This window comes from Curtobacterium sp. PhB142 (assembly GCF_004341255.1).
Classification (GTDB): domain Bacteria; phylum Actinomycetota; class Actinomycetes; order Actinomycetales; family Microbacteriaceae; genus Curtobacterium.
This window is the reverse complement of the sequence record NZ_SLUT01000002.1, coordinates 555,627-577,572: the sequence shown is the minus strand read 5'-3', so window position 1 is coordinate 577,572 and position 21,946 is coordinate 555,627. Positions and strand designations below refer to the sequence as shown.

General features: G+C 68.7%; 24 protein-coding genes and 1 tRNA gene. 8 read left to right on the top strand and 17 right to left on the bottom strand.

What is annotated here, in order from left to right; genetic code table 11:
* Positions 1 to 18: 18 nt before the first annotated feature.
* On the bottom strand, positions 19 to 687 hold the full coding sequence (locus EDF31_RS06115; RefSeq protein ID WP_131845508.1) for a hypothetical protein: 669 nt from the start codon (positions 685 to 687) through the stop codon (positions 19 to 21).
* Between the two features lie 609 nt (positions 688 to 1,296).
* On the opposite strand from EDF31_RS06115, the gene EDF31_RS06110 reads away from it, so the two are divergent.
* Entirely contained in the window at positions 1,297 to 1,506 is a 210-nt protein-coding gene (locus EDF31_RS06110) for a hypothetical protein (RefSeq protein WP_131845507.1), read from the top strand.
* 146 nt (positions 1,507 to 1,652) lie between these two features.
* Here EDF31_RS06110 and EDF31_RS20475 read toward each other — a convergent pair whose 3' ends face one another.
* Positions 1,653 to 1,877, bottom strand: coding sequence for a DUF1016 N-terminal domain-containing protein (locus EDF31_RS20475; RefSeq protein ID WP_131845563.1), 225 nt, complete (start codon positions 1,875 to 1,877; stop codon positions 1,653 to 1,655).
* Between the two features lie 110 nt (positions 1,878 to 1,987).
* Between EDF31_RS20475 and EDF31_RS06100 the strand changes: the two genes are divergently transcribed.
* Positions 1,988 to 2,332: an Lsr2 family protein gene (locus EDF31_RS06100; protein ID WP_131845562.1), complete on the top strand. Its 345-nt coding sequence runs from the start codon at positions 1,988 to 1,990 to the stop codon at positions 2,330 to 2,332.
* A 210-nt stretch (positions 2,333 to 2,542) separates the two neighbouring features.
* Here the strand turns inward: EDF31_RS06100 and EDF31_RS06095 are convergent, their stop codons facing one another.
* From EDF31_RS06095 to EDF31_RS06075, 5 genes are all read right to left on the bottom strand, one after another.
* Entirely contained in the window at positions 2,543 to 3,574 is a 1,032-nt protein-coding gene (locus EDF31_RS06095; RefSeq protein WP_131845506.1) for a RelA/SpoT domain-containing protein, read from the bottom strand.
* Between the two features lie 231 nt (positions 3,575 to 3,805).
* Positions 3,806 to 4,537, bottom strand: a complete 732-nt coding sequence (locus EDF31_RS06090) for a hypothetical protein (RefSeq protein ID WP_131845505.1) — start codon at positions 4,535 to 4,537, stop codon at positions 3,806 to 3,808.
* Between the two features lie 251 nt (positions 4,538 to 4,788).
* Entirely contained in the window at positions 4,789 to 5,436 is a 648-nt protein-coding gene (locus EDF31_RS06085; RefSeq protein ID WP_131845504.1) for a LysE family translocator, read from the bottom strand.
* A gap of 94 nt (positions 5,437 to 5,530) precedes the next feature.
* Positions 5,531 to 6,028 (bottom strand): GNAT family N-acetyltransferase, encoded by a 498-nt coding sequence (locus tag EDF31_RS06080; protein ID WP_131845503.1) that lies wholly within the window; start codon positions 6,026 to 6,028, stop codon positions 5,531 to 5,533.
* Entirely contained in the window at positions 6,025 to 6,516 is a 492-nt protein-coding gene (locus EDF31_RS06075) for a hypothetical protein (protein WP_131845502.1), read from the bottom strand. Before EDF31_RS06075 ends, EDF31_RS06080 begins: the two co-directional genes overlap by 4 nt.
* Positions 6,517 to 6,660: 144 nt before the next feature.
* Here EDF31_RS06075 and EDF31_RS06070 point away from each other — a divergent pair, with 144 nt between their 5' ends.
* The 4 genes from EDF31_RS06070 to EDF31_RS06055 all read left to right on the top strand — a co-directional run bounded on the left by EDF31_RS06070 (position 6,661) and on the right by EDF31_RS06055 (position 9,582).
* Positions 6,661 to 7,176 (top strand): GNAT family N-acetyltransferase, encoded by a 516-nt coding sequence (locus EDF31_RS06070; protein WP_243649887.1) that lies wholly within the window; start codon positions 6,661 to 6,663, stop codon positions 7,174 to 7,176.
* Positions 7,177 to 7,215: 39 nt separating this feature from the next.
* A complete protein-coding gene (locus tag EDF31_RS06065; protein WP_207896037.1) occupies positions 7,216 to 7,881 on the top strand; it encodes an alpha/beta hydrolase in 666 nt (221 codons plus the stop codon).
* Between the two features lie 94 nt (positions 7,882 to 7,975).
* On the top strand, positions 7,976 to 8,878 hold the full coding sequence (locus EDF31_RS06060) for an arginase family protein (RefSeq protein ID WP_131845501.1): 903 nt from the start codon (positions 7,976 to 7,978) through the stop codon (positions 8,876 to 8,878).
* Positions 8,879 to 8,988: 110 nt separating this feature from the next.
* Positions 8,989 to 9,582 (top strand): hypothetical protein, encoded by a 594-nt coding sequence (locus EDF31_RS06055; RefSeq protein ID WP_131845500.1) that lies wholly within the window; start codon positions 8,989 to 8,991, stop codon positions 9,580 to 9,582.
* An 82-nt stretch (positions 9,583 to 9,664) separates the two neighbouring features.
* Here EDF31_RS06055 and EDF31_RS06050 read toward each other — a convergent pair whose 3' ends face one another.
* The 4 genes from EDF31_RS06050 to EDF31_RS06035 all read right to left on the bottom strand — a co-directional run bounded on the left by EDF31_RS06050 (position 9,665) and on the right by EDF31_RS06035 (position 11,950).
* Positions 9,665 to 10,108, bottom strand: a complete 444-nt coding sequence (locus EDF31_RS06050; RefSeq protein WP_111084620.1) for a barstar family protein — start codon at positions 10,106 to 10,108, stop codon at positions 9,665 to 9,667.
* Between the two features lie 255 nt (positions 10,109 to 10,363).
* Positions 10,364 to 10,437 (bottom strand) — tRNA-Pro (locus EDF31_RS06045).
* A gap of 83 nt (positions 10,438 to 10,520) precedes the next feature.
* Positions 10,521 to 11,123, bottom strand: coding sequence for a hypothetical protein (locus EDF31_RS06040; RefSeq protein ID WP_131845499.1), 603 nt, complete (start codon positions 11,121 to 11,123; stop codon positions 10,521 to 10,523).
* Positions 11,120 to 11,950, bottom strand: a complete 831-nt coding sequence (locus tag EDF31_RS06035; protein WP_131845498.1) for an endonuclease/exonuclease/phosphatase family protein — start codon at positions 11,948 to 11,950, stop codon at positions 11,120 to 11,122. Before EDF31_RS06035 ends, EDF31_RS06040 begins: the two co-directional genes overlap by 4 nt.
* 70 nt (positions 11,951 to 12,020) lie before the next feature.
* On the opposite strand from EDF31_RS06035, the gene EDF31_RS06030 reads away from it, so the two are divergent.
* Both EDF31_RS06030 and EDF31_RS06025 read left to right on the top strand, forming a co-directional pair.
* Entirely contained in the window at positions 12,021 to 13,502 is a 1,482-nt protein-coding gene (locus tag EDF31_RS06030; RefSeq protein WP_131845497.1) for a hypothetical protein, read from the top strand.
* Positions 13,503 to 13,578: 76 nt separating this feature from the next.
* The gene (locus EDF31_RS06025; RefSeq protein WP_131845496.1) at positions 13,579 to 15,726 is read left to right on the top strand and encodes a RecQ family ATP-dependent DNA helicase; all 2,148 of its coding nucleotides are present in this window, start codon (positions 13,579 to 13,581) and stop codon (positions 15,724 to 15,726) included.
* 122 nt (positions 15,727 to 15,848) lie between these two features.
* Here EDF31_RS06025 and EDF31_RS06020 read toward each other — a convergent pair whose 3' ends face one another.
* The 6 genes from EDF31_RS06020 to EDF31_RS20295 form a co-directional block, all read right to left on the bottom strand.
* Positions 15,849 to 16,370, bottom strand: coding sequence for a hypothetical protein (locus EDF31_RS06020; RefSeq protein WP_123293894.1), 522 nt, complete (start codon positions 16,368 to 16,370; stop codon positions 15,849 to 15,851).
* 137 nt (positions 16,371 to 16,507) lie between these two features.
* The gene (locus tag EDF31_RS06015; protein WP_131845495.1) at positions 16,508 to 17,149 is read right to left on the bottom strand and encodes a hypothetical protein; all 642 of its coding nucleotides are present in this window, start codon (positions 17,147 to 17,149) and stop codon (positions 16,508 to 16,510) included.
* A 125-nt stretch (positions 17,150 to 17,274) separates the two neighbouring features.
* A complete protein-coding gene (gene der / locus EDF31_RS06010; protein ID WP_123293896.1) occupies positions 17,275 to 18,795 on the bottom strand; it encodes a ribosome biogenesis GTPase Der in 1,521 nt (506 codons plus the stop codon).
* Between the two features lie 108 nt (positions 18,796 to 18,903).
* On the bottom strand, positions 18,904 to 19,560 hold the full coding sequence (gene cmk / locus EDF31_RS06005; protein ID WP_111084641.1) for a (d)CMP kinase: 657 nt from the start codon (positions 19,558 to 19,560) through the stop codon (positions 18,904 to 18,906).
* A 239-nt stretch (positions 19,561 to 19,799) separates the two neighbouring features.
* Positions 19,800 to 20,912: a prephenate dehydrogenase gene (locus tag EDF31_RS06000; RefSeq protein WP_131845494.1), complete on the bottom strand. Its 1,113-nt coding sequence runs from the start codon at positions 20,910 to 20,912 to the stop codon at positions 19,800 to 19,802.
* 87 nt (positions 20,913 to 20,999) lie between these two features.
* Positions 21,000 to 21,791 carry a pseudouridine synthase gene (locus EDF31_RS20295; RefSeq protein ID WP_243649904.1) on the bottom strand — a complete coding sequence of 264 codons (792 nt, stop codon included), beginning with the start codon at positions 21,789 to 21,791 and terminating at the stop codon, positions 21,000 to 21,002.
* Positions 21,792 to 21,946: the final 155 nt, after the last annotated feature.

Here is a 21,946-nt window from a genome sequence, read left to right as displayed (position 1 = left end):
CAAGTTCGGCCGGCTTCGTCAAGGTTGTGGCAGGACTCCGCCGAACGAATCGCGTCCCTTTCGGACCTCCTCCGGCAGTTCAAAGTCGAGGTCGCTGGCAACTGCTGCGCGTAACAGTTCGGCACGCGTCCAGTACACCGCCTGCATGAGGTCGTGCAGCTTCGAGACGACTGCGTGACGGACCGTGGCATCCGTCGTGACGTCGTCGAGTCGCTTCAGTGCGTCCGGCGTCTCGTGCAGAAGTCGGCCATAGATGTAGTCCATCGCGATCTGGTCGTTGCCGTGCATCTGGCCAGCGTTCTCGCCGTTATCACCGAGCACCCGGCCGGAGTACATGTGGGCACCAACGAGATCTCCGTTCTTCACCCTCGCATTGACGAAGCGCTTCAGCCCATCGAGCGCCGCCCGGCGATCCGCGCCGACCGACTGTCGCAGCAGTGAGACGACCGTCGGTAGATAGCTGTCCTCCTTCATCGCGAAGAAGACGCGGCAGCGGGCCGCATTGGCCTGCAAGACGTCGTCGTCGAGGTCAGGCACGCCGAGATCGAGACCGACGATCTGTACTCGGTCGGTGCCTGGGATGGGCTGTACCCGGAAGCCCATCGCCCACCCTTGCGCGTCCATCGCTCGTGCCTCGAATATCGGCCCCTTCAACACCCAGTCGGCGCGCGCAAGGAACTTCAGCATCCGCGCTCTCCGAACGTCCGCGGTGGGCGCCCCTGTTCTCTGTGTCACGCGGCGATCCTCACACGGTCCACCGACACCTCGAGCGACCCCTGCTTCGGGTCAAAGAATCGTCCGTTAGCCGATCGACCACCGCACCGGCGCAGCCGCTGCTACGGCAGCGTTCGTTCGAGCGTCTGAAGCGCACGCCCCCACCCAGCTGCCGAATGTCGGTTCTCTGCTGTATCCTCGAGTCAGAGACAGCACCTCTCAGCGCGAGATGGTCGTCCGGGTAATAGGCCAAGTACGGTCAGTAAGCCCCGGAGCGAGTCCGCACAGTACGTGTCTAGCTCTGGCAGAGGATCGAACCCGAAAACGTGGCCGACACCTCGCCGCCCACGTGCTATACCCGTGGGCCAAAAGAAGAAACGATGCTCGCGGCGCCGCCATGAGGATCGCGGCAGTTTCGGACCCCAACGATGATTGCCCGGCTCCCCCACAAGCCGGATTGGACATCATCGAAGCGGGTCTGAAGCAAACGGAATTCTCCGTGCCGAGTTCTACGTAGGTTGACCTGTCCTTTCACGACCGGCGACGAACAGTGGGGTGTTCACGCCAGTTGCTGGAGACATCGTGTTCGACCTCGTTGCGCCCTTCGTGGCCCCCTTCGCCCCCGCGGCAAGCGTCACCGCTGTCCTCGCGGTGCTCTACTTCCTCCTGATCGCAACCATCGCGATCGCCGCGGCCTTCTCCCGGGGTGAGCGCGCCCAGAACGCCCTGCGCGTGCTCAAGGTCCTCACCCGGCGCAAGCCCGACCCGCCCCAGCCTCCGGACCACAAGTGATGCGATCCGTGGCAGACCGCGATTTCCTGTATAGAGGCGTGTATAGCCTGCAGATTCCGAGGTCGACATCACTGCAGACCCGAACTGGATGCTGGGATAGACGGCCCACGCAATCCACGTTCAGAGTCACCCGGGAGGTGTAGGTCTTACCGCCGGTTGCGGCGCAGATCCGTCGCGAGCCGATTGATGACGTTGCTCCCCCACCCCTCGTCGCCCTGGCGCTGCAGGATCGTCGCGCCGATCCCCCAGTAGAGACGGATGAGTTCCGTGTTCACGCGCCGCTGCGCCGTGAACCGGGCAGCGCGCACTTGCTGCTTCAGCTCAGCGAGAGCAGCGGAATACCCGGATGCGGCTGGCGACGAATTAGACATCGCCACTCAGTCTGCCCGACTGGCCGATCGGAAGAAGAACGAACGCAGCGTTCTGCGCGATCAGCTGTGCCAGGGTGGAGACGATCCCCGAGCGAAAGGCGACATCCACCATGGCGCAGAAAGTCACCACGCACCTCGTCGACGACCTCACCGGCGACACCATCGAAGACGGCAAGGGCAGCACCGTGTCCTTCTCCTTCGATGGCGGCCACTACGAAATCGATCTCGCCGACGACAACGCCGAGGCGCTCCGCGAAACGTTCTCCGACTACGTCGCCGCCGCCCGCAAGGTCAGCGGTCGATCTGGCCGCACCACTGCCGGCAGTGCACCGAGGCGTGGGAACTCGGAAGAGCTCGCGAAGATCCGCGAATGGGCGAACGCGAACGGCCACGAGGTCTCCTCCCGCGGCCGCATCAGCCAGGCCGTCCGCGACGCATACGACGCCGCGCACTGACCGCTCCCTTAAGCGAATCGGCCGGCCACCCCACGGGGTGGCCGGCCGTTCTCATGTACGCCGATACGACGCTCTTATGTCAGCTCGACTACACCCTCACAGCTCGTCCGAAGCATCCTGACTCAAGCCGCGTTGCAAGCTTTTCGTTGCCCCTGCCTTGAAAGAGTAGACAGGTCCACGAGTTAGTGTGCGTAGCATCACGTCTCTTTTTTACGGAGCAGTGCCACTCTCGATTTGCTCTTCTACGAACGCAGAGAAGGCTGTGGTGTTTGCAAAGTAGTTCGGGTAAGCAGATTGCAGCATTCCAACTTTTGATGACGACACGAGCACGGCATCAATGTTGTCGTCGCCCAGCGCTTCAAGCTCTCCGAGCTTAGCCTCAGCCTCAGTAGAATTATTGAACAGCTCGAGGTACAAGGTGTGTTCTTGCCGATGTAGCTGCATGAGGAATGTCGTACGTTTTTCTGACCCGAATTGCTTGACAAGAGCCACGTAGCTACTCAGACGCGCCAGCACTCCAAGCTCAGATTCAACCTCACGCAGCTCGGCGCGCAAGGCCTCGGGGTCCTCCTGTGCGGATGGAGGCTGAGGCAACCCCTCCGCGACCGCCATCAAAGCACTGACAAGCAGGAAGAATCTCTTCAACGACGCGTCGCCAGATCCGTACTTTAGACGCGTGCCTCCGAAAAGATCGAGCGTCTCGACAGCAGTTGCCCAAGCGTGCTGAAGCTCGGTCCTGATCTGGACCTCGACGAGCGAACCGACAAATTCTGGCTTGGTCGCGCGGTATTCGTAGACAAGGTGCATTCCACGATAACCCGTCACCTGCGGGCCCGGCTCGCGCAAGTAATCATATGAACGCACGATTGCATTTTTGGCGCGTGTGGCACCGGTCAACCGCTCGATCAACGCGTCAACGTCCGCGACGGACGTGAGGATCACGCGGCAGCCACCAAGGTCATGCATCGTAGTGACATTCATGTTCGGATGCCGCTCGAGCTTATCGATGATTGTAGGTAGTCGCTTCAATCTGCGTGCGACAATCGCGGCACCACTGACCGCAAGAGCATTCTTCCGCACGTGAATGGTTACGGAGAATAGCGGGTACGCATGCGCGCTTCGGTAATTAGCGACTTTCTCACGCGCCTCGCTGAGCTCGGACGCAGTGGCACCCCCCGCGCCAATCAACTTGCCGGCCTTGTTCACCTGCGTCTTCGAGAATTGCTTCACTACCCAAGCCATGCCGAGACGGTATCGGGTAATGAGACGTTGGCGCTCCCCCCATCCGGGTCTAGTGCGCGTCGTGGCGATAGGTTTCGCACCCCTCGCTCGCCGGTCTCGCGCAGCCCCTCCCACATGTTGCGTTCAGGTATGCCTCAGCACCACAGCGCTGATCAACGAGATCTGCGTGGCGTTGGGGTTGAGGTCGCGATTTCCGCTACAGATCTGAGCATGGGTCTGGACCCATCCGCATCAGCCGAGCTGCGCGGCGGCCTTCCGGTAAGCGGCGTCAACGATTTGCTGCACCTCGGCGTCCTTTGGCACATCGAACGAGTACGCGGCACCAACGACCACCATGACGCCGAACCCGTCCCCGGCGATCATGCAGGTCGCTCCCGCGACCGTTGTGGCTCCTCGCGCTTCAAATCCGCCGCAGTACGTGGCGGAGCCCCAGGAGCCGAGGTCCTTCACCGTGGTGACGATGGTTTCCTCGGCACCGTCAATGGTGAAGGTGCTTCCCTCGGTTGGGCACCCTCGCACAGCATTCGTGATCGCTTGCACATGCTCGGCGGCGGCTGGGTCGGCGAACGTACCGACGTTGAGGTACGCACCGGTGGACTCTCGGGTCCAGTCCCGACCGCTCTGTGCAGTGTTCTCGAGATCCTCGCCGAGTTCATCGGAGAAGTCGGCGCCACATGCACCGGGCCCCTCCGCATCGGTCGACGTCGGACCGTCACTGGCGGAGGTACTGCTGGGTTTTTCGGCCCAGCCGCCAACCGGTAGTTCCGCTGTGGTGAGCACCGCCTCAGATAGCACGCTCTCCGTCATACCGGCATGTGCGGACGGCGTTGCAGTCGCCGTCTTCGTTCCCTCGCCCCGGTCAGTGTCGGCGTTGCCGCTCGAGGCACATCCGCTGAGTGCGCATCCCACCGTGATGGTGATGGCGGCTCCGATGGCCCACGTTCGCTGCTTAATATCCCCCATGGGCCCATCCTGCCAGCGTGAGGGGAACCAGGACAGGTTGCACCGTCCGAACCATTCGCACGGGCGAAGCGGCTACCGCAGCCGGCGACTCGGCCGAAAGGCCGGTGCGGGGGTTCAACATGCTGATCGTGTTCGCGGTGCTGGTGGCCATCGCGGTTGTGGGTGGCGCAGTTCTTCGCGCGCGCTACCGCCATACACGTCGGGAGCCGGCACGCTCGTGCCTTGGGGACTGCCGCACCTTGAGCCTCTCGCTATGCGGTTGCGGCTGGGGTGGGTGCGTCGAGGGCGAGTTTGACGCCCACGGCACCGATCAGGGCGCCAGTGGCCCACCGCTGCCAGCGCATCCAGCTCGGCTTGCGACGGAGGAAGACCGCGATCGACCCGGCCGCCAGGATGATGACGGCGTTGACGGCCAGGCTCACGGCAATCTGTAGGGCGCCGAGCTGGAAGCCCTGGCTGACAACCCCGCCGGCGTTCTGGTCGACGAACTGGGGGATGAGGGCGAGGTACATGATCGCTGCCTTCGGGTTCAGCAGATTCGTCACGAGCCCCATGCGGAACAGCTTCGCCGTGGAATCGCGGGGCAGGTCACGGGTGTCGAAGACGGATACGCCTCCGGGTCGGAGGGCTCTGTAGGCCAGCCAGAGCAGGTAGGCGGCGCCGGCGACCTTCAACGCCGTGTAGAGCCAGGGCACGACGATGAACACTGCGGCAAGGCCGACGTTGGCCATGGTCATGTAGACGAGGAACCCGACGCCGGTGCCGGCGAGTGAGACCAGACCCGCACGGCGTCCCTGGCTGATGCTCCGGGAGACGAGGTACATCATGTTCGGGCCCGGGGTGAGCACCATCCCCAGGGCGACGAGCGCCATGGCGCAGGCGAAGGTCAGCGAGATCATGCCGGTGTCCTTCTGGAGGTCGTTGAGGTGGCGTCATCGTCACCCTTCGTGCTCCTCGCTTGACGCACAGGCGACCACCTCTCCAAGCGTCTGGTTAGAGGATCGCCGGCCGGGCAGGACCGCCAGGTGCGGAGCGAAGGGCTTTGAGGTTCCGCATCCACGCGACTTCTCGCTCGAGCTGACCCGTTTCGGTGAAGAGGTGCACTTGCTGCGTGTTGGACAGTACGGCGGCGAGCTCGTTGCGGTCTGCCGGACCGAATCCGAGTTTCTGCCAGAACGGCCCCGACCGGCGTGAGAAGAGCCACGCCCGCGTCGCGCCTGAGCGAGCTGCTTCTTCGAGGGCGAATCTCGCGAGACGGGTGCCGGCACCCGCGGTGCGCCGTGCACTCGAGACTGCGACGCTGCGGATCAAGACGTCGGCACGGTCAGCGCTGGCTTCGTAGCCGGTGCTGCCGATGATTTTGCCATTGTGGTCGCGCTCTACCCACACTCGGACGGCGGTCGAGTTGAGCCCAGCGATAGTGAGGTCGGCTTCGCTGAGGAACGCGCGGAGCTCCTGAATATCGTCGTTCGTCACCGGCGAGTAGGTCATAACTCATGCTCCCGCGCCAGCGACGACCGCAGTGCGGCCGCTTGGGCGGCGGCGAGACCTTGCTCGGCTGAGGCGAGAAGAGTGGGGTCGTCCCCGCGTCGGAGCTCGACCGCTTGACGGAAGTCCTCGATTGCTCGGTCGGCGCGGCCGGCAGCGAGCAACGTCTTCGCTCGGTGTTGCCGCATGACGGCCTCCCGGGCTGTGCCCGCGCACTCCGCAACGAGTCGGTCGTACTCACGGACTGCGCTGAGGTGATCGCCGAGGTCACGTTTGCAGTCTGCGATCAGTGCCCGCACGCGCAGGCTCTCTGGGAGTCGTTCGAGGCCCTCGAGGGCGTTCTGCGCGTGACCGGTCCACAACAGTTCAATGACTGCAACCAGCGGGTCACCTGCCATGCCGTCACGGAACTTCGCGAGATCGGTGATCGCTGGCCGAAGGTCAGCGCACCGAATGACCCAGCCAGGTCCGCCCCCGACGTCACTCGTCATGGCAACACCGTAGAACGGATTGCCCGTGATCCCTCATCCACTCGCCAACACGACCTCGGCCCGCCCGGTAGCCGACCGATTATCGGACCGCTGCGACCGGGGGCTTCGGTCGTATCCACTTAGTCCATCCCTTAGCGTCGCGTCGTGGATCAAGACGAGCTGGCAGTCGAGAGGGCGACGATCGAGGACGTTGCGTTCGCGCAAGCGCTCATCGTTGGCGCGCGGGAGTGGTTGCGATCGCGCGGGATCGACCAGTGGCAGGACGCTGTGCCGAACTCTGTCCTAGTCCGGGACACAGAGCAGGGAAACCTCTTCGTCGTGCGTCGAGGTCCGGAGGTAGCGGCGATGGTCACGGTCTACGACTCAGATCCCGAGGTTTGGGGCGATGATGCGAAGCCGGCACTCTACGTGCACCGACTTGCGGTTGGGCAAGCGCATCGCGGGGCTCAGCTCGGGGAACGGTTGCTGCGGTGGGTGGAGGAGCAAGCGCTCTGCCGTGAGCTGCGAGCAGTGCGGCTTGACTGCGCGACCGACAACCCCGGACTCCGCCGGTTCTACGAACAGCGCGGCTTTCAGTATCTCCGCGATCTGACGGTCACCGCCCCTGACGGCGGACGCATGCTGACGTCAAGCCTCTACGAACGCCTGCTCGTCCGCTGAGCGATCGGATAGTGAAGCTAAGGGTGATTGGCTGGGTGCGTGACGGCGCCCGAAGTGATCCTCGTGCACGGCTTGTACCACCAGCCGCAGCACATGCAGCCAATCCAGGCAGCTCTCGAAGAGCTGGGCGCGATCGTGCACGTTCCTCGCCTGCACCGTGGGTCTCTCGCCGCAGACACCGGTGCCGTGCAACAAGTCGTCGACGCTTGTCGGAACGAGCCGGTCTTGGTCGCCCATAGTTACGGCGGGGCGGTCGCCGCCGGTGTGCGGGGAGCGGCCTCCTTCGTCTTCATGGCAGCCTTCGCACCCAACGTCGGGGAGAGCTGTGCGCAGCTTGGTGGTGCCGACGCACCGGTGAACGCCTTCGTGCGACCGCACCAGGAAGGTGGCACGTTCATCCCTGCCGAGGCGGCCGCCGAGTTGTTCCACGCGGACTGTGATTCGCAGGCGGCGCAGCGGGCGGTGGACCTACTCGTGCCGCAGGCCTCCGGGCACGGAAGAGGTGTCGTCGAAGCAGCCCCGTGGAAGCGTGCGTTCAGCCGCTACATCATCTGCTCGGATGATCGCGCGATGAGCCCCGCGCTGCAACTCCGGATGGCGATGCGATGCAGCAGCCACGAAGTGCTCAGCGCCAGTCACTCGCCGTACATCTCACAACCCCAACAGGTAGCAACCTCGGTGCTGAATAGCAGCCCAGTCCGGTAGCCGATCGTCAATCGGACGCCCCTCGCCGCGGTGTGCTGTCGTATCCATTTAGCTGCGCGAGGAGGAGCGGAGCCGTTCTGACAGGATCGGTCGGATGATCGCGCTTGTCTCGGCCCCGACCAACCTCGGCCTGCGGCCACCAGAGCTGGGCGCAGTCCCCGGAGCGGCAAAAGCGCCCGAAGCGCTCCGCGAAGCCGGTCTCTACCGCCGGTTTGTGGAGCAGGGAGCGGCCGACGCCGGCGTGGTCCTTCCTGGTCGGTACGTTGACGACGACGCAACCCGCAGCCCGGGTGTCGTCCGAAACGAGGGCGCGATGATCGATCATGCGCGGCGGCTTGCGGACCGTATCGATGCGGTACTGGCGACCGGGGCGGCGCCATTGGTCGTCGGTGGAGACTGCAGCGTGCTCCTCGGGGCCGGCCTGGCGATGAAGCGACGTGGCGGTATCGGGCTGGTGCACGTGGATGGGCACACCGACTTCCGGCATCCGGGGAACAGCCACGAATGTGCGAGCGTCGCGGGGGAGGACCTGGCCGCCGCAGTTGGGCTCCACTGGCCCGCCGTGTCTGACATCGACGGTGCCGGCCCGTACTTCGACCCCGCACAGACTGCACATGTCGGCTGCCGCGACGGCGACGCCGAATTGGCGGAGGTTCGCACCGTGGTCGGTGCAGTCGTACCAACCTCAGAGTGGCGTGGTCGCGGCACCACTGCCGTCGTCGACGTCCTGCGGACGACAGCGGGTGCTGCCGGCTATTGGTTGCAAGTCGACGTCGATGTGCTCGACGCGTCGGTGATGCCCGCCGTCGACAGTCCCGACCCGGGCGGCTGCGCGCCGGAGGAACTGATCGAGCTGCTTCGCGGGCTCGCACCTCGCGCTGTCGGCGCGTCGATCACGGTCTACGACCCAGACCTCGACCCCAACGGCAGGCACGCACGCCTCTTAACGGACGTCCTCACGGTCAGCCTCGGTGACCTCGGAAGCGAGCTGCAGTAGCAGCGTCCGGTAGCGGATCGTCAACCGGACGGTTCGCACGCCGCTGTCGCAGTGCTCTCGGTGACGGTGTGAGCATTCCGCTGCACCGCGGGTTCTGGCATTGTCGATCCGTGCGCCCGTCGACGATCCTCCTCGCCGCCATCACCGTCGTCTTCGGCGCCGCGACGATCGTCCTCGCGGTCTTGATCGGCAACGACGAGGGCCGAGCCCTGACCACCGAGCTCCGTCTCGGCATCCTCATCACGTTCGGGTTCGGCGTCGCCTGCGTCACCACCGAGATCAACCACCGCCGGCGGGCGCGCCTACAGCAGAAGGCCGAGATCCATCCAGGTACCGCGTTCGTCACCGCGCACGCGACAGATACGACGGCCGCCGACCTCGCGGCTTGGAGCCCGAGGCTGCGCATCTGGTTTCCGTGCGACCTCGGCTTCGACCGGACGGGCATCACGAGCTGGTCGACGCGCAACGACGGGCGGGGGACACCGATCGCCCTCCGTTCGGAGGTGCTCGGCTTCGATGTGTTCAGCGAGCCCACACCGCGCGGCGTCGCGTACAGATGGGGGATCGTGGTCCACCTTGCAGCCAGAACATCGGGGCCCGGAGCAGTCCACTTGTGGGTGGCCGACGACCAGCCGGCGCAGGACGAGTACGCGATGCGCCGGACGATCAGCCGGATCGAGTCCGCGCTCGGCAGAGGCCGCTGACCAAGCCCGTGCGGTACCGGCGGCTCCGAGCCATGGGGGTCTACCGCTCGAGGCGGTCAGCCCGTCTGGTTGACGATCCCCTTCAGGACAGGATCGTGAGGAGGCGATTCCCGAAGAGTGCTGCGTAGCGTCCCTGCCTCTGAAGAATCTGCTGCACGGAGTCGGCGGTCCGTGGGAGTCGTTGAGCGAAGTGGTCGAAGCCGGAGAGGATCAGGACGAGGCCAGTCTCGGATGCATCCCATCCGTAGTCCGCCTCGGCGACGTCTGACATGCAGTCGTTGAGCGCGTCCAAGTTCTTCCCGAAGTGGCGAGGGAACTGAAGGCCCTTCGCGAAGGCCATGAGCATCTGCTCGTCGTCACTCCAGGCCCCGGCGTCCATCGCTATGACCCGGTAGCCCTCGCGCCGAAGCCACGTCTCAGCGTTACGCAACACAGCATCGTTTCGCAGCCTGCCGACGAACCCGTCCCGGGCGATCTCGAAGTCCAGCCTGTTGCCGAGGATGTTGTCAGTGGAGAATGCTGGCACGCTCGAACCGTAGTACGCCAACAGGTCGCAGTAGGGCCGTGCACGAGGCGCAGAGAGTGGCCGTCGCTGCCCGTCCGCGTCTCTGATGGAGGTCCCGATGGACGTCCGCCAGCCGGTCCCGTCGCGGAACGCGGTGCGTCGATCACGTGAATCCGAGGGGCGCCATGTGACTGCCTTGCACAGCTGCCACCCAACAACGAAGAAGCCCACCGAGATCCTCGGTGGGCTTCTGTCGTCGTGTCAGACACGTTTCGGTCGGGCTGACAGGATTTGAACCTGCGACCCCTTGACCCCCAGTCAAGTGCGCTACCAAGCTGCGCCACAGCCCGCGAGTTCCGGAGAACTCAGGATCCCGGAGGATCCTCGCCCGCTTCCGACCGGAGCGCGAGCGACCGGTCCAGCATAGCGGACGTCAGACCCCCTCCGTGCCACGGCGAGTCGGCCGCACCACCTCGCGCCGCGCCGCCAACCACGGCAACCCGAGCCCGACGAGCAACCCACCGGCCCCGTCCGCCGCCAGGTCCCCGATGGTGTCGTCGTACCCGACGTAGATCGCCGAGTCGACGAAGTTGTGCCCGAGCCACTCCCCCATCTCCCACGCCGCCCCGATCGCGAGCCCCGCACACAGCCCGAGGATCGCGACGACCACTCGTCGTTCCCCGTCCGGCGCCGGCACCGCGCGCAGGTCGGCGCCGATGACGTACAGCACCGCGGCGAGCAGCCCGGTGAGGACGACGTGCATGAACTTGTCCCACAGGAACACGCTCGTGTACCACTCGAGCACGCTCGACCACCCGGCGAGGAGCACGAGCACGCACACCGCCAGGTCGAACGCCGGCCGCAGTCCGAGCATCCGCGGCACCACGACCCCGAGCAGCGACAGTGCCATCACCGGCAGCGCGGTCCCGCCCCATCCGATGCTCGCGACGACCAGGCTCACGAGTGTCAGGGCACGCACCACGTCGGCCACCAGGAACCTCGGGCGCAGGAACGTCGGTCCGAGCGTCCGGATCACGAGGCCCACCGCACGACTGCGTGGACGGCCGCGTGGTCAGAGGGCCACACGCCACCCGGCCGCCGGTTCGACACGGCCACCCGGTCGACGGTCGTGTCCGGCGTCACCAGGACGCCGTCGATGCGCCGGCCACCGACACGCGGGCTCCCGTAGTGCGGGTACGTCCCGTACGGCTCGCCCACCTGCCTGGAGGCCCGTCCCCAGCTGTCGACGACGCCAGCGTCCGCCAGTGCTCTCCATGGTGCGGACCCTGCCGGACTGTTCCAGTCGGCCATCACGACGGCAGGCAGGCCGCGCTGTCGCACGATCCGGCCGAGGAGTTCGGCGGACCGCATTCGGGCCCACGGCGATGCGACGTCGAGGTGCGTCGCGATGGCCAGGAACCGGACGCCGGTCGCGCGGTCGTCGACGACGGCCCCGACGGCGTGCCGGGGGAAGGACGTGACCCACGAGCGGGACCCGGGGCGGTGGGGCGTGCGGGACAGCGCCCAGGTGCGCTGCTCGACGACGTCGAGGCGGGAGCGGTCCAGGAAGAGCCCGACCTGCTCCCCACCGCCGCGCGCGCCGCGCCCGACCAGGACGGGCTCCCAAATCGACCCAAGAGCGGCCGTGAGGTCCGCTGCCTGCGTGGGGAGGGCCTCCTGGACGGCGAGGACGGTGGGCGCTTCGGACGTGACGAGCGCGGTGATGGCATCGCGGCGACGCTCCCAGGCGTCCGGGTGCGCGGACGGTCGCGGCACGCGGCGCCGCACGTTGAGGGTCATGCAGTGGACCTCGGGCGACCGGACGGCTCCGATGAGCGGGTGGTCGTCGGGGTGGTGGGGCATGCCTCCCTTCTACGAGACGACACCCGTCGGATTCCCAGGGACCTCTCCGCGTGGCTCGTAGGGTGGCCCGATGCGTTCTCGTTCCACCCCTCGTGTCCTCGTCGCGATCGCCGTCTCCGGACTGCTGCTGGGAGCCGCCGGGTGCACGTCGGGCGGGCCGGACACGAGCCACCCGACCCTCGCGAAGGCCACGGCGGGGACGGTCACGGTCGCCGACGCCTCCGACGCTGCGGCCCGGTCGGTGCGGGTGAGCACGGCCCTGTTCGCGAGTGCTCCCGGCGCGATCGTGGCGACGGCCGGTGATGCCGACGCGATCTCCGATGCAGCGAAGGCCGCGGCGAGCGCCCACGTCCCGGTGCTGCTGACCGCGAAGGGCGCGAAGGCCAGCGCGGCCGTCGCCGGCGAGCTCGATCGACTCGGGGCCGACTGGTACCAGGCCGAGGGCGACGTGGCGCTCGACACGGACGTCGAACAGCGGAAGGCGCCCGAGGATGGCGACGCGCCGGAGTCGAGCCGGGCCTCCCGGCAGGCGACCGTGGTGGTGGCGGACGCGAGCGCGGACGCTGCGGCCGTGGCGACCGCGAAGGCCGCCGGTGCCAAGGTGGTGACCATGCCGAGGGGCGTGACCGACCCGGCTGCCGCGCCCGACGTGGTGACGGCGCTGCACGAGCGGAAGCAGCACCCGACGGTCCTGGTCGGTACGGCGTTCGACGCGCTGCAGGACCCGGAGTGGACGGTGCGGGCGGCCGAGGGCGGCTTCCAGCTGCGGAACGGCGGCCAGCGGCCGTTCGACGGGCACCGCTACGTGGCGCTGTACGGGGCTCCCGGCGCGCCGGCGCTCGGTGTGCTCGGTGAGCAGGGGCCGGAGGCCACCGTCCAGCGTGCCGAGCAGGTCGCGAAGCCGTACCGGGCCGAGTCCGACGAGCTGGTGACGCCTGCGATGGAGGTCATCGCGACCGTCGCCGCGGGTGACGCGGGGGCGGACGGCGACTACTCGACCGAGCTGCCGGTGTCGACGCTCGAGCCCTACATCGACGCCGCGCACGACGCCGACATGCCCGTGATCATCGACCTGCAGCCGGGCCGCTCGGACTTCCTGTCGCAGGCGAAGAAGTACGAGTCGCTGCTGAAGAAGCCCGGGGTGTGGCTCGCCCTCGACCCGGAGTGGCGGCTGACGAAGGACCAGGTGCCGCTCGAGCAGATCGGCAGCGTGTCGGCGGCCGAGGTGAACGAGGTGTCCTCGTGGCTCGCATCGCTCGTCAAGAAGGAGGGGCTGCCGCCGAAGGCGCTCGTGCTGCACCAGTTCCGGCTCTCGATGATCCAGGACCGGTCGGCGCTGAAGACCCATCCGGAGCTCGACATGCTCGTGCACGTCGACGGGCAGGGGTCGCAGCCGGACAAGCAGGCGACGTGGAAGGCGCTGCACGAGGGTGCTCCCGAGGGCCTGCACTGGGGCTGGAAGAACTTCACCGACGAGGACACGCCCATGCTGACGCCCGGGCAGACGATGGCGGACGTTCAGCCGACGCCGTCGTTGGTCACCTACCAGTAAGGCCCGGTTGGTCCGGTTGTCCACAGCCGGGAGGCGCGGCCTGCGTTTCGTCGGTTGCTCCTGACAGCATGGGGGCATGGACACCCCCACCGCCGCCCCGTCTGTCGTCTCGCCGTCTGCGGACATCGCCGCCGAGGCACAGCAGGCGCTCGCTGCGCTCACCGGGCGCCCCGACGCGGTCTTCCACCCCGGCCAGCTCGAGGCGATCTCCGCCCTGGTCGAGCACCGGCAGCGCGCCCTCGTCGTGCAGCGCACGGGGTGGGGCAAGTCCGCGGTGTACTTCCTCGCGACCCTGCTGCTCCGACGCCGTGGTGGCGGCCCGACCGTCCTGGTGTCGCCCCTGCTCGCACTGATGCGCGACCAGGTGGCTGCGGCTGCCCGGGCGGGGGTCCGTGCTGTGTCGATCAACTCGGCGAACGCACACGAGTGGGGCGAGACCCAGGCCGCGCTCGCCCGTGACGAGGTCGACGTGCTCCTCGTCTCCCCCGAGCGCCTGAACAACCCGAAGTTCCGCGACGAGCAGATGCCGACCCTGATCGCCCGGATGGGCATGCTCGTGGTCGACGAGGCGCACTGCATCTCGGACTGGGGCCACGACTTCCGACCGGACTACCGCCGCTTGGCCGAGCTCATCCGGTCCCTTCCCCACGGCGTGCCCGTCCTGGCGACCACCGCGACGGCGAACGAGCGCGTGGTCGAGGACGTCGCCGAGCAGCTGACCGCCGGCCCGGCCGACCCGGTGTTCACGATCCGTGGGTCGCTCGCCCGGGCATCGCTGCGGCTCGGGGTCCTCACGCTGCCCGACGCCCGGCAGCGGCTCGGCTGGCTGCTCGCGCACCTGGGCGACCTGCCCGGCAGCGGCATCATCTACACGCTCACCGTCTCGGCTGCCGAGGACATCGCGCGGCTGCTGCGCGACAACGGGTACGCCGTCCGGGCCTACACGGGGCGCACCGACACCGACGAGCGGGAGCAGCTCGAGCAGCAGCTCAAGGGCAACGAGCTGAAGGCCCTGGTCGCCACGAGTGCGCTCGGCATGGGGTTCGACAAGCCGGACCTCGGGTTCGTCGTGCACGTCGGCGCTCCCTCGTCGCCCGTCGCGTACTACCAGCAGATCGGTCGTGCGGGTCGTGCCACCGACAACGCCGACGTGCTGCTGCTTCCCGGTCGTGAGGACCGTGAGATCTGGCAGTACTTCGCGAGCGCGTCGATGCCGACCGAGGCCCGGGCCTCCGCCGTGCTCGGCGCCCTGTCCACCGACACCGCGATGTCGACGGTCGCGCTCGAGGGTCTGGTCGACATCAAGCGCTCCACCCTCGAACTCCTGCTCAAGGTGCTCGACGTCGACGGGGCGGTCCGACGCGTCACTGGCGGCTGGGTCTCCACCGGGCAGCCGTGGCAGTACGACGCCCCGCGGTACGAGCGGGTCGCGGCTGCACGTTCCGCCGAGGCTGCCTCGATGCTCGACTACGAGTCCACCTCGGCGTGCCGCATGCAGCTGTTGCAGCAGGACCTCGACGACCCGTCGGCGGAGCCCTGCGGTCGGTGCGACAACTGCGCCGGGGCGTGGTTCCCGACCGCGGTCTCCGACTCGGACTCGTCCGGTGCGGCTGCCGCGCTCGACAAGGCCGGTGTCGAGATCGCCCCGCGTGCCCAGTGGCCGTCGGGCATGTCGTCGCTCGGAGTCTCGGTACGGGGCAAGATCGGCGCCGACGAGCTCGTGCAGCCCGGCCGTGCAGTGGCTCGTCTGACCGACCTCGGCTGGGGCGGGCCGCTCCGTGCGCTGTTCTCGCCGTCCACGCCCGATGCCCCGATCTCCCGCGAGCTCGTCGACGGCTGTGTCCGGGCGCTCAAGGACTGGCCGTGGGAGACCCGGCCGACCGGGGTCGTCGCGATGTCCTCGCGGTCGCGGCCGCAGCTCGTGGGGTCGCTCGCCCAGGCCCTGTCGACGATCGGACGGCTGCAGTTCCTCGGCACGCTCGACCGGAACGGCGGCACACCCCGCGGCGACGGTGCGACGAACAGCGCGTACCGGTTGTCCGGCGTGTGGGACACCTTCGTGGTGGATTCGTCGCTCGCCGCTGCCCTGCAGTCCCACGACGGCCCGGTGCTGCTCGTCGACGACCTGGTCGACAGCCGGTGGACGATGACCGTCGCGGGCCGCGAACTCCGGCGTGCCGGGGCCGCCGCCGTGCTGCCCTTCGCGCTGGCCACCGTCGCGTAGCGCTGCGCTCCGCCCGCCGCCCGCCGCCCGCCGCCGCACCCGTTCCGCGACAGTTTACGAGTCGATCGACGCGTGGTCTGTCGCAAGAGTGGTGCGGGCGCCGGAGCCGGCGGTCGACGGCGCTAGCGGCGGGCGGGCTTGGGGAACGTGGCGCGCATGTGGTCGGTGGTGAGCACGTCGCCGATGCCGATCATGAGCAGCGAGAACACGATCTGCTCGATCACCATCCAGAACGGGTACAGCCCGGGGATCGCCGCCACGATGAGCGTCACGATCGGGAAGATCCGGCTGAACAACCGCACTCGCTGGTACGCCCAGTAGTACCCGAGCTGCGCCCGCCACGCGAACACGTAGAGCGTCAGCGTGATGAGCAGCACGACCGTCGCCCGGAACCACACCGCCCACGGCACGGTCTCCCCCGCGCGCGTCAGCAGCACGGCCACGACGATGGCCGCGAGTCCGACGATCGTCTCCGCGACGAGCAGCCACCGGATCCACCGGAACGAGCGCACGGTGTCGGGGTGCTCGAGCATGTCCTGGCGGATGACGTACCCGCCCTGGCGACCTCCGGCCAGCCGGTCGAGCCGCAGCCGGCACCACAGACGGTCGGCGAGGCCACCGAGTCCGTCGTTGCGCTGCGTCACCAGTACATCGTGCCGCATCGAGCGACCGCCGGCGTACCGCGCTGTCGCCGTCGCCGACCCCGACCCCGAACGACGTCCTCGAGGTCGCACGACGTCGACGATGTCGTTCCGGGTCGGCGCAGGGCTGCCCAGCCGGCTCAGTCGCTCGGCACCAGCGCCGCGCCACCCAGCACGGTGCCGGTCGCCGCATCGAGCAGGACGAGGGAGCGGACCTCGTCGGGCAGGGTCCACGGGTCGCTCAGCACGACGGTCAGCCCCTGCTCGACGCCGGCGGCCTGGAAGACGTCGAAGGACTCCCCCGCCGGCGTCCACTCCGGGTCCTTGCCTCCGGTGACGGTCCCACCGGACAACACGACGTCGACCGGGCCGCTCGTACCCGTCTTCAGGTGCGAGATGTCGACCGCGAGGGTCGCGTCACCCGTGTTCCCCGCGATGTGGACGTGGCCCGAGGCAGCGGCGCCGTCGATGCCGACGATGTCCCCGGAGACCGGCGGGACACGGCGCCACCACGGCTCGATCGGCGACGAATCGACGGGTTGCACGGCCGGGGACGCCTCGGGCAGGGGTACGCCGAGGCCGTTCGAGGGTCGCAGCCCCTCCGCGGGCGACTGCGCGGGCTCGGGCACGGGCGCAGCGCGTTCGGAGCGGGTGACGTTGTCGTCCTCGGACGGTGCGTGCGAGACCGCCCAGAGTGACACCGAGCCGACGACGACCACGGCGACGAGGGCACCCACCAGGGCGAGCCGACGTCGATCCGTTCCCCACCGCCCGATGCGCACGGTCCCATGATGCCGCGCCGACGCTGCGGACGCGCTCCGGGCCTCCCGTCCGAACGCGAACGCGAACGCGAACGCACAACGCGCCCCGTGCAGACGGGAGGCGTTGTGTGTGACGGAGCTGCGACTCAGCGCTTCCGGCGCTCGCGCACGCGCATGTTGACGTTGATCGGGGTGCCGGAGAAGCCCCAGACCTCGCGGAGTCGACGGGTGATGAACCGTCGGTACTGCGGGTCGAGGAACGCCGACGTGAAGAGCACGAAGGTCGGCGGCTGGCTCGACGCCTGGGTCCCGAACAGGATGCGGGGCTGCTTGCCGCCGCGCACGGGGTGGGGGTGCTCCTGGACGAGCTCGGCGATGAAGGCGTTGACCTTGCCCGTCGGGATGCGGGTGTCCCACGACGCGAGGGCGGTCTCGAGCGCCGGCACGAGCTTCTCGAGGTGGCGGCCGGTGCGGGCCGAGATGTTGACGCGCGGGGCCCAGGCGACGTGCGCCAGGTCCTGCTCGATCTCGCGCTCGAGGTAGCGGCGGCGTTCGTCGTCGAGCAGGTCCCACTTGTTGTAGGCCAGGACGAGTGCACGGCCCGACTCGAGCACCAGGTCGATGATGCGCAGGTCCTGCACGGAGACGGGCTCGGTGACGTCGAGGACGACGACGGCGACCTCGGCCTTCTCGAGCGCCGCGGTGGTGCGGAGCGAGGCGTAGAAGTCGGCGCCCTGCTGCATGTGGACGCGCTTCCGGATACCGGCGGTGTCGACGAAGCGCCACACCTTGCCGCCGAGCTCGATCTGCTCGTCCACCGGGTCGCGGGTGGTGCCGGCGATGTCGTTCACGACGACGCGCTCTTCACCGGCGGCCTTGTTGAGCAGCGAGCTCTTGCCGACGTTCGGGCGGCCGAGGATCGCGACGCGACGGGGGCCACCGACCTCCTGCTTGGCGACGGCCGAGGTGTCGGGCAGCGTCTTGATGATCAGGTCGAGCAGGTCCGCGACGCCACGGCCGTGCAGGGCCGACACGGGGTGCGGCTCGCCGAGCCCCAGGTTCCAGAGCTCGTAGGCGTCGAGTTCGCGGCGCTCGTCGTCGGCCTTGTTCGCGACGACGATGACGGGGCGGTCGGTGCCGCGGAGCATCTTGACGACGTGCTCGTCGGTGGCGGTGATCCCCACCGTGACGTCGACGACGAACAGCACGGCGTCGGCGAGGTCGATCGCGACCTCGGCCTGCGCGGCGACCGAGGCGTTGATGCCCTCGGCGCCGGGCTCCCAGCCGCCCGTGTCGACGAGAGTGAAGCGCTTGTCGTTCCAGTCTGCCTTGTAGCTGACGCGGTCACGCGTGACGCCGGGGACGTCCTGCACGACGGCCTCGCGACGACCGAGGATGCGGTTGACGAGCGCGGACTTGCCGACGTTCGGGCGGCCGACGATCGCGAGCACCGGGTAGGCGGGCAGGTAGTGGACGCCGTCCTCGCCGACCTGACCGGCCTCGAGCAGGGCGAGGTCGTCGTCCTCGAGGTCGTACTCCTCGAGTCCGGCACGGAGCGCGGTCGCGCGCTGCTCGGCCTCGGCCTCGTCGAGTCCGGCGAGCCGCTCGCCGAGGGCGTCGTCGTACTGGGGGAAGTCGTCGTTGTCCGGGTTGTCCAACTGAGCCATGGTGGGTTCCTCGCGAGCGGCCGGAGCCGCGGTGTCGGTGGCCGTTCCCGGCCGGGCCGGAGATCCGGCCGTGGTGTGACCAGGCGGCCGAGGCCGTCCGGTCGTGCGTCAGTGCGTGGCCGCGCGGGCCAGGTCGACGACCGCCTGCACGGTCTGGTCGAAGTCGAGGTCGGTGGAGTCGAGCGTCGTGACGCCGTCTGCGGCGTTCATGAAGTCGACGACCTTCGCGTCCGCCGCGTCTCGACGAGCGAGTGCGGCGGAGGTCTCTGCGGCCGACTGGGTCGTGACCTCCGCCGAGCGCCGGGCCATTCTAACGGACTCGTCGGCCGTCAGCAGGATCCGGACCTCGGCGTCGGGTGCGACCACCGTGGTGATGTCCCGACCCTCGGTGATGATGCCCGGTGCGTCGGTCTTCCGCATGACGTTCCGGAACAGCTGCACGAGGCGGTGTCGGACGTCGGGGAGCTTCGCGATGTGGGCCACCGCGCCCGTCACGTCCGGGGTGCGGATCGCGTCGGTGACGTCGGTCTCCCCCACGCGCACGTAGTAGTCGTCGGGGTCGGTGCCGATGGCGTAGTCGAAGGTGTCCCAGCTCGCCAGGATCGCCGCCGCGTCGTCGAGGTCGACCCGCTGCTGCAGGGCGTGCCAGGCGAGGGCGCGGTAGGCGGCGCCGGTGTCCTGGTAGCCGTAGCCGAGGGCACGGGCGGCCGCGCGGGAGACGCTCGACTTGCCGCTGCCCGCGGGGCCGTCGACCGCGATGACGATCTTCGCGACGTAGGCACCGTCGGTGAGACCGGCCGGCACCGGTGCGCTGGTCGAACCGGGCTCGCCGCCGGGTTCGCCGAGGCCGCCGGCCGGACCGCCGAGCGGGCCGCCGTCCGCGCCACCGCGAGCGCCGTCACCGGGGGTCGGGGTCGGGAGGCCGGTGTCGGGCCCGTCGGGTCCGCCGGTCACGCCGGAGTCGGCGGTCACACCGGAGTCGTTCGTCGCTGCGTTCGTGTCGTTCAGGCCCATGCTGCTGCGATCCTCCATCCGCGACCCTCGAGTTCCTCGACGAGTCGCTGTTCCTGCTCGGGCAGGACCGACACCTCGACGATGCCGATCTGCGCGCCCGGTGAGTGCTCGAGGCGCATGTCCTCGAGGTTGATGCCGATCTCCCCGATGAACGTCAGGAGCGCGGCGATCTGCCCGGGGGTGTCGTCGACGAGGACGACCACCTGGGCGAAGCGCTTGGTGGTGCCGTGCTTGCCGGGCAGCCGTTCGACCCCACGGTTGCCGGCGGCGATCGTCTCGGCCAGGGTCCGCGGAGCCCCGGCGGCGGCGGGGTCGTCCAGCGCCCCGATCACGTCGCTCAGCTCGTCGCGCAGGTCGGACAGCACCCGCCGCACGTTGGCCGCGTTCGCGCCGATGATCTGCACCCACAGGCCGGGGTCGCTCGCGGCGACACGGGTGACGTCGCGGACGCCACCTCCGGCGAGACCGAGGGACCCGTCCGGGGCGTCACGCAGCCGCGAGGCCATCAGCGTCGACACGAGCTGCGGCACGTGCGAGACGTAGGCCACGGCCAGGTCGTGCGACGCCGGGTCCATCGGCACGACGGTCGCGCCGACGTCGAGCGCCAGGTCCTCGACCACGGCGGCGCGCTGGTAGCTGATGGCGTCGTGGCCGGCGATCACCCAGGGGCTGCCGACGAACAGGTCGGCGCGGGCGGCGCTCGGTCCGCTGCGTTCACGGCCGGCCATCGGGTGCGACCCGATGTAGCGGGTGACGTCGGCGCCGGCGGCCACGAGCTCGGCCAACGGTCCGGCCTTGACGCTCGCGACGTCGGTCACGATGGCGTCCGGGTACGCCGACAGTTCGCGGGCGACGACGGTCGCCACGACGTCCGGCGGGACCGCGACCACCACGAGTTCCGGCTGGTCACCGGGTTCGGGCCGCCGGCCGGCGCCGTAGTCGACGGCGAGCGCCAACGCGCCGGGTGAGACGTCGTCGAGGACGACGTCGACCCCCTTCTCGCGCAGCGCCAGACCGATCGAGGTGCCGAGGAGCCCGGTGCCGACGACCCGCACCGGGCCGCGCACGCGGCGGTCGATGTCGGGTGGGGTCAGGTCGGTCACCGGGCAAGCCTACCGACCGGCACCCGGGCATCGGTCGACGCCCGGGTGGCAGTCACGGCCCGAGGGCCGGTCGCAGGCCGGTCGCGGTCAGTCCGCGGTCTCGTCGTCCCAGTCGTCGTCCTCGCCCTGGTCGAGGTCGACGTCGCGGTCGTCACGAGCGGAGGGCTTCGCGTCGCGGACGGTGCCGAGCAGCTTGCCGACCTCGACCGTGCCCAGCTCGCGCATCTTGCCCGGCGGCAGGCTGCCGAGGTGCAGCGGTCCGAACGAGCGGCGGACGAGTTCGAGGACGGGGTGGTCGACGGCCTCGAGCATGCGACGGACGATCCGGTTGCGGCCGGAGTGCAGCGTGATCTCGACGAGCGACTCACCCCGCGAGGACTCGAGCAACCGCACCTTGTCGGCCTTGATCGGACCGTCCTCGAGCTCGACGCCCTCGGTCAGACGCTGCACCACGGCCGGGTTCACGTTGCCGTGCACCTTCGCGATGTAGGTCTTCTGCACGCCGAACGACGGGTGCGCGAGCACGTGGGCCAGGTCGCCGTCGTTCGTCAGGACGAGCAGCCCGGAGGTCTCGGTGTCCAGGCGGCCGACGTTGAACAGGCGCTCCTCGTAGCGGTCCACGAACTCGGTCAGGTCGCGGCGACCGCGCTCGTCCTGCAGGCTCGAGACGACACCGGTCGGCTTGTTCAGCACGATGTACCGCCGCGAGGAGTCGATCTGCACCGGCACCCCGTCGACCGAGATCGCGTCGGTCGCGGGGTCGACACGACGCCCGAGGGCGTCCACGACCTGGCCGTTGACCGTCACGCGGCCCTCGACGATCAGGTTCTCCGCGACGCGGCGAGATGCCACGCCCGCAGCGGCGATCACCTTCTGCAGGCGCTCCCCCTCTGCCTGGAGGCCCGGCTCGGCCCCGGCAGACGCCGTCCCGTCCGCCGCGTCCCAGTCTTCGATGATCGGGCGTTCGGGCGTGCCCTCCACCGGAGCACCGTGGCTGTCGCGCTCACCGCTCGGCTTCGGCGTGGTGCGGTTGC

Bases quoted from the DNA above. Each gene is read 5' to 3' on its own strand.
- EDF31_RS06115 (WP_131845508.1), bottom strand. From the start codon at position 687: ATGCTGAAGTTCCTTGCGCGCGCCGACTGGGTGTTGAAGGGGCCGATA.
- EDF31_RS20475 (WP_131845563.1), bottom strand. From the start codon at position 1,877: ATGTCTAATTCGTCGCCAGCCGCATCCGGGTATTCCGCTGCTCTCGCT.
- EDF31_RS06100 (WP_131845562.1), top strand. From the start codon at position 1,988: ATGGCGCAGAAAGTCACCACGCACCTCGTCGACGACCTCACCGGCGAC.
- EDF31_RS06095 (WP_131845506.1), bottom strand. From the start codon at position 3,574: ATGGCTTGGGTAGTGAAGCAATTCTCGAAGACGCAGGTGAACAAGGCC.
- EDF31_RS06090 (WP_131845505.1), bottom strand. From the start codon at position 4,537: ATGGGGGATATTAAGCAGCGAACGTGGGCCATCGGAGCCGCCATCACC.
- EDF31_RS06085 (WP_131845504.1), bottom strand. From the start codon at position 5,436: ATGATCTCGCTGACCTTCGCCTGCGCCATGGCGCTCGTCGCCCTGGGG.
- EDF31_RS06080 (WP_131845503.1), bottom strand. From the start codon at position 6,028: ATGACCTACTCGCCGGTGACGAACGACGATATTCAGGAGCTCCGCGCG.
- EDF31_RS06075 (WP_131845502.1), bottom strand. From the start codon at position 6,516: ATGACGAGTGACGTCGGGGGCGGACCTGGCTGGGTCATTCGGTGCGCT.
- EDF31_RS06060 (WP_131845501.1), top strand. From the start codon at position 7,976: ATGATCGCGCTTGTCTCGGCCCCGACCAACCTCGGCCTGCGGCCACCA.
- EDF31_RS06035 (WP_131845498.1), bottom strand. From the start codon at position 11,950: ATGCCCCACCACCCCGACGACCACCCGCTCATCGGAGCCGTCCGGTCG.
- EDF31_RS06030 (WP_131845497.1), top strand. From the start codon at position 12,021: ATGCGTTCTCGTTCCACCCCTCGTGTCCTCGTCGCGATCGCCGTCTCC.
- EDF31_RS06025 (WP_131845496.1), top strand. From the start codon at position 13,579: ATGGACACCCCCACCGCCGCCCCGTCTGTCGTCTCGCCGTCTGCGGAC.
- der (WP_123293896.1), bottom strand. From the start codon at position 18,795: ATGGCTCAGTTGGACAACCCGGACAACGACGACTTCCCCCAGTACGAC.